The following is a 5,258-nucleotide window of genomic DNA, read 5'->3' as shown; positions in this document are numbered from 1 at the left end:
TCGGCCCCGACACCCCCATCATCACCCTCGACGCACGCCGACGAGACAGCGCCAAAAGCGCCCTCATCACCCTCGTCGAACACGCCCTCCTGGCGAGATTGCGGTAACGCGAAGCGGGGGCATCCGGTTCGGTGCTCCCGGCTGTGCATCGCATAACGGTTCGGTAGGCATTTCGGACGTTTTGCCGACAGAGCGTAATGCTTCGCGTTCGCTCGGTTGAGGACCGATGGGAGATTAGCGGCTCCTGTCGGCGAATGTCCGAAATGTGCTTCGGCGGGCGGTCCGCCGGAGCTGTTTGTCCCGTCCCCCCGCACGTGCTGAAATGCCAGCTACCCCGAAGTCACCATCGGCAGTTCCACCCAGCAGCGGGCTGCGGCCACCGGGGTAAGCAGCTGGATTGATCCATGGCCGCGAGTCGGCCGAGAGGTTGTTGTCGAGTGAGGCGTAAGCAGCCAGTCACCCCGCAGCGGCGCTCCGAGCCCCGCGAGCAGGACCGCAGCGGCCAGGGCGCCGGGTTCTCCGCCTTCGCGGCGGGATCGGAGCGCGAGCCGCAGGCCGGGGCCACCGAGACCGTGGAGAGCGGTGACGCCCGCCCAACGTCCGGCGGCCGGTACGAGTTCCTCGCCTTCCGGAACTGGCGGGTGCCGACCCGGCTGGTCGCGATCCTGCTGATCCCGGTCATCATCGGCCTCGTCTTCGGCGGCATGCGCGTCAACACCTCGTTCAGCAGCTACCTGCGCGCCGCCCACGAGGAGAAGGCCGCCGAGCTGGCCCGCTCCGCCACCGGGCTGGCCGACGCGCTGGAGAACGAGCGCGACCTGACCCTGATACCCCTGATGACGGGCTCGGACCCGCAGAACCTGGTGAGCAAGTACCGCGGCCTCACCGACCAGGCGGTCAAGGACTACAACGCCTCCTACGCCAAGGTGGCCGGCGACCACGACGAGGAGCTGACCCGCCGCAACTCCTCCGCGCAGATCGTCCTCGGCACCCTGAAGCACCTGCGGGACAACGCCTACAAGCCGGAGCTGTACGCCAGCGCCACCCAGGCCGCGTACTCGGCGATGATCTCCCCGCTGATGGCCTTCGACAACTCCGTCGGCACCGGCAGCGCGGCCGGTGTGGCCCGCGGCCGCGCGATCTACGCCATGTCGCTGGCCAAGGCCTCCGCCTCCAGCCAGCGCGACCTGATGCTGCAGCTGCTGATCGGCATCGGCACCAAGCGCAACTCCCGGTTCGAGAACACCGACCTGATCCAGGACCTGCTGGTCTCCAACAAGCTGGAGACGGTCTCGATCACCGAGTTCACCAACGGCACCGACCCGGCGGACGCCGCCACCTACGCCGACGCGCTGGTGGCCCAGAACGTCGCCGACAGCCACGTGCCGCTGCGGATGCCGGACGGCATGAGCGTGCCGACCATGCCCGGCCTGCTGAACATCGCGATGGCCTACTCGGAGGCCGCCCAGGCCGGCCTGCAGAACGGCCAGTCCTCCGCGGACGCCGCGCTGGCCAGCGCCCAGGCGAACGGCCTGGTGCCGCTCAACTGGCTGCAGGCCACCGACAGCCACATCAAGCCGCTGCGCGCCACCGAGGCCTCGCTGCTGGACAGCGTCGTCGGCGACGCCATCACCACCAAGGACAACGCGCAGACCGACGCGATCCTCAACTCGGCGATCGTGATCGGCGCGCTGGCCCTGGCCGGTCTGCTCACCGGTTTCATCGCCCGCTCGATGATCCTCGGCATGCGCACCCTGAACACCTCCGCGCTGCAGATCGCCAACCACCGCCTGCCGGACCTGGTCGAGAAGCTCTCCAAGACCGACCCGGACCGGGTGGACACCAACGTCGACCCGATCCCGCTCTGGGGCAAGGACGAGATCGGCGAGGTGGCCCGCGCCTTCGACCAGGTGCACCGGCAGGCGGTCGGCCTGGCCGCCGAGCAGGCGCTGCTGCGAGGCAACCTGAACGCGATCTTCTCCAACCTCTCCCGGCGCAGCCAGGGCCTGATCCAGCGCCAGCTGGCGCTGATCACCGACCTGGAGAACAACGAGGCCGACCCGGACCAGCTGGAGAACCTCTTCAAGCTGGACCACCTGGCCACCCGCATGCGCCGCAACGGCGAGAACCTGCTGGTCCTCGCCGGCGAGGAGCCGGGCCGCCGCTGGAACACCCCGGTGCCGCTGGTCGACGTGCTCCGCGCGGCCGCCTCCGAGGTGGAGCAGTACGAGCGCATCGAGCTCTCCGGCATCCCGGAGGCGGAGGTGATCGGCGCCGCGGTGACCGACCTCGTCCACCTGCTCGCCGAGCTGCTGGAGAACGCCACCTCGTTCTCCAGCCCGCAGACCCGGGTCACCGTCACCTCGACCCGGCTGCCGGACGGCCGGGTGCTGGTCGAGATCCACGACAAGGGCATCGGCCTCACCGCCGAGGACTTCGCCGAGATCAACGAGAAGCTGGCCGAGCCGCCCACGGTGGACGCCTCGATCTCCCGCCGGATGGGCCTGTTCGTGGTCGGCCGGCTCTCCGACCGGCACGGCATCCGGGTGCAGCTGCGCCCGTCCGGCGAGTCGGCCGGCACCACCTCGCTGGTGATGCTCCCGACCGGCATCACCCAGCTGCGGGCGATGCCGGAGCCGGAGGAGGAGTTCACGGTCTCCCGGATCTTCGCCGACCAGGGCGGGCCGGGCGACTGGGAGCAGGAGCAGATCGCCGCCCAGCGCACCGCGGCCGAGCTCGGCTTCGACGACAACCTGGCGATCGGCGGCAGCTCCGGCGGCTTCAGCCCCGCGCTGGACGCGATGCAGCGCTCGCTCCGGCTGGAGCAGCGCCGCCGGGCCGCGCTGGACGCCGGTCCGGGCGAGGACGGCGGGCCGCTGGGCGAGGACGACGGAACCTACCCGCAGCAGGGCTACCCCGGCCAGGAGTACCAGCAGGCCGGCTACCAGCCGCAGGAGGGCTACGCGCCGGACGCCTCCGCGCCGCAGCAGCCCTTCGGGCAGCAGGGCTTCGCCCCGCAGGACGGGTACCGGCAGTCGGCCTACCAGGAGTCCGAGTACCGGGAGTTCGCCGAGTTCGGCGCCCAGGACGGCTTCGGCGGCCAGGGCGAGTACGTCGAGGCCGAGTTCGTCGAGGCCGAGCCGGCCGAGTACCGGCAGTACCCCGCCGGGCAGTACGCCGAGGGCTTCTACGCGGAGCCCGGGTACGCCCAGTCCCACCAGGACCAGGGCCACGTCCGGCAGGACCAGTACGACCCGAACCACTCCGGGTACCAGCAGGAGCCGCAGCAGCCGGCCCGGTTCGACGGCTTCGCGCCGCGCACCGCGGACCGCGCCGTCGGCCACCCGTACGCCGAGCCGGCCGCGCTGCCGCCGGCGGGCGGTGCGCCGGCCGCGGCCCGTCCCCAGTACCAGGAGACCCTGGGCTCCGGCCTGCCGCTGCGCCGCCCCGGCGAGCAGCTGGCCGGCGGAACCGGCCTCGGTGCCCGGGCGATCGGCGGCCTGGACGGCGGCGAGCAGCCCAACTGGTTCACCGGTGCCCGGGACACCTCGGCCCCGGCGGACGACAGCTCGCCCGGCCACCAGGTGTCCGGACTGGGCGCCTCCGGCCCGACCGGCCCCACCACGGCCTGGCAGTCGGAGAACGACGACAGCTGGCAGCTGGCCGAACAGGCCCGCGAGCCGGCCGCCGGCGGGACGACCGGCGCGGGTCTGCCGCGCCGGGTGCCCAAGCAGAACCTGGTCCCCGGCAACGCCAAGCCGGCGGCGGCGGACGGACCACAGGTCTCCCGCAGCCCCGAGGAGGTCCGGGGGCGGCTCACCAACCTGCGCCGCGGCGTGGAGCAGGGCCGCAACGCCGGCAGCGAGGGCACCACCGGAAGCTTCCGGATCGACCCCCAGGACATGTCCCAGCCGGGCCGCCCCGGGCCGGGACAGCAGAACAACAGCACCGATCTCTTCGGCGGCTCGAACCACCAGGAGCGTTGAGTTGACTCAGATGAGCCAGGCCGCACAGAACCTGAACTGGCTGATCACCAATTTCGTGGACAACACCCCTGGGGTGTCGCACACGGTGGTGGTCTCCGCCGACGGGCTCCTGCTTGCCATGTCCGAAGGCTTCCCGCGCGACCGCGCCGACCAGCTCGCCGCCGTCGCCTCCGGCCTGACCTCGCTGACCTCCGGCGCCAGCCGGATCTTCGAGGGCGGCGAGGTCAACCAGACCGTCGTGGAGATGGAGCGCGGCTTCCTCTTCCTGATGGCCGTCAGCGACGGCTCCTCGCTCGCGGTCCTCGCCTCCCCCGACTCGGACATCGGCCTGGTCGGCTACGAGATGGCCCTGCTGGTCGACCGCGCCGGAGCGGTCCTCACCCCCGCCCTGCGAGCCGAACTCCAGGGCAGCCTCCTGCACTGAACCGCCCAGGTGACGCGGCAGCAAGCCGCTTGACGGTGCATCAGGGGCCACCCCGCTGCCGACATGCCGTCAACTCCGTAGTACTTGTAGTATCCAGCCGCCCACTCCGGGCCCGTTGACTCGGGCCCGGCTGAGGGCGTTGTACGGCCCCTCGCACCACCGGCCATCCGGCCGTTGCCAACACCTTGCACCGCACCGCAGCACCCTGTGAGGAGAGGAACCGTGACACCGCCCGACGAGAACCAGGGCCAGTACGGCGTTCCGTACCCCGGCACCGGTCACGACGCGTTCGGCACGCCCGGCGCGGGCCACGGCTACGGCCAGCCGGCGTACGACCCGTACGGCAGCCAGTTCGGCGGCGCCGCCCAGCCGTACCCCCAGCAGGCCCCGGCGGTGCCGCGGCAGGCCCCGGCGTACACCCCCGCCCCCGCGTACCAGGAGCCGGAGGAGGAGGACTCCGGTCCGCTGATCCGGCCGTTCGCGATGACCGGCGGGCGGACCAGACCGCGCTACGAACTGGCCCTCGAGGCGCTGGTCTCCGCCAGTGTGGACGAGGCCCGGCTGGCCACCCTGCTGCCCGAGCACCAGCGGATCTGCCTGCTCTGCGCCACCGAGGTGAAGTCGGTGGCCGAGGTGTCCGCGCTGCTCTCGCTGCCGCTGGGGGTGGCCCGGATCCTCGTCGCCGACCTGGCCGAAGCCGGCCTGGTCGCCATCCACCAGCCCGCCGCCGGGGGCGAATCCGGCAACCAGCCCGACGTCACGCTGCTCGAAAGGGTCCTCAGTGGACTTCGCAAGCTCTAGCCCCGCCGCCACCCGGGCCACCACCTCCGCGAAGATCGTCGTCGCGG

The 5,258-nt window shown here is 71.8% G+C and carries 3 protein-coding genes and 1 pseudogene; all 4 read left to right on the top strand.

What is annotated here, in order from left to right; genetic code table 11:
- Positions 1–107 (top strand): annotated as a pseudogene (locus ACFYNO_RS41065) (ATP-binding protein); the annotation flags it as partial.
- A 330-nt stretch (positions 108–437) separates the two neighbouring features.
- Positions 438–3,986, top strand: a complete 3,549-nt coding sequence (locus ACFYNO_RS41060; RefSeq protein WP_388023881.1) for a nitrate- and nitrite sensing domain-containing protein — start codon at positions 438–440, stop codon at positions 3,984–3,986.
- 10 nt (positions 3,987–3,996) lie between these two features.
- On the top strand, positions 3,997–4,410 hold the full coding sequence (locus tag ACFYNO_RS41055; protein ID WP_073926035.1) for a roadblock/LC7 domain-containing protein: 414 nt from the start codon (positions 3,997–3,999) through the stop codon (positions 4,408–4,410).
- Between the two features lie 222 nt (positions 4,411–4,632).
- Positions 4,633–5,211, top strand: coding sequence for a DUF742 domain-containing protein (locus ACFYNO_RS41050; RefSeq protein WP_388023878.1), 579 nt, complete (start codon positions 4,633–4,635; stop codon positions 5,209–5,211).
- The last annotated feature ends 47 nt before the right edge of the window (positions 5,212–5,258 follow it).

This window comes from Kitasatospora sp. NPDC006697 (assembly GCF_042869935.1).
Taxonomy (GTDB): domain Bacteria; phylum Actinomycetota; class Actinomycetes; order Streptomycetales; family Streptomycetaceae; genus Kitasatospora.
This window is presented reverse-complemented; position numbering and strand designations above follow the sequence as displayed.

Bases quoted from the DNA above. Each gene is read 5' to 3' on its own strand.
- ACFYNO_RS41055 (WP_073926035.1), top strand. From the start codon at position 3,997: ATGAGCCAGGCCGCACAGAACCTGAACTGGCTGATCACCAATTTCGTG.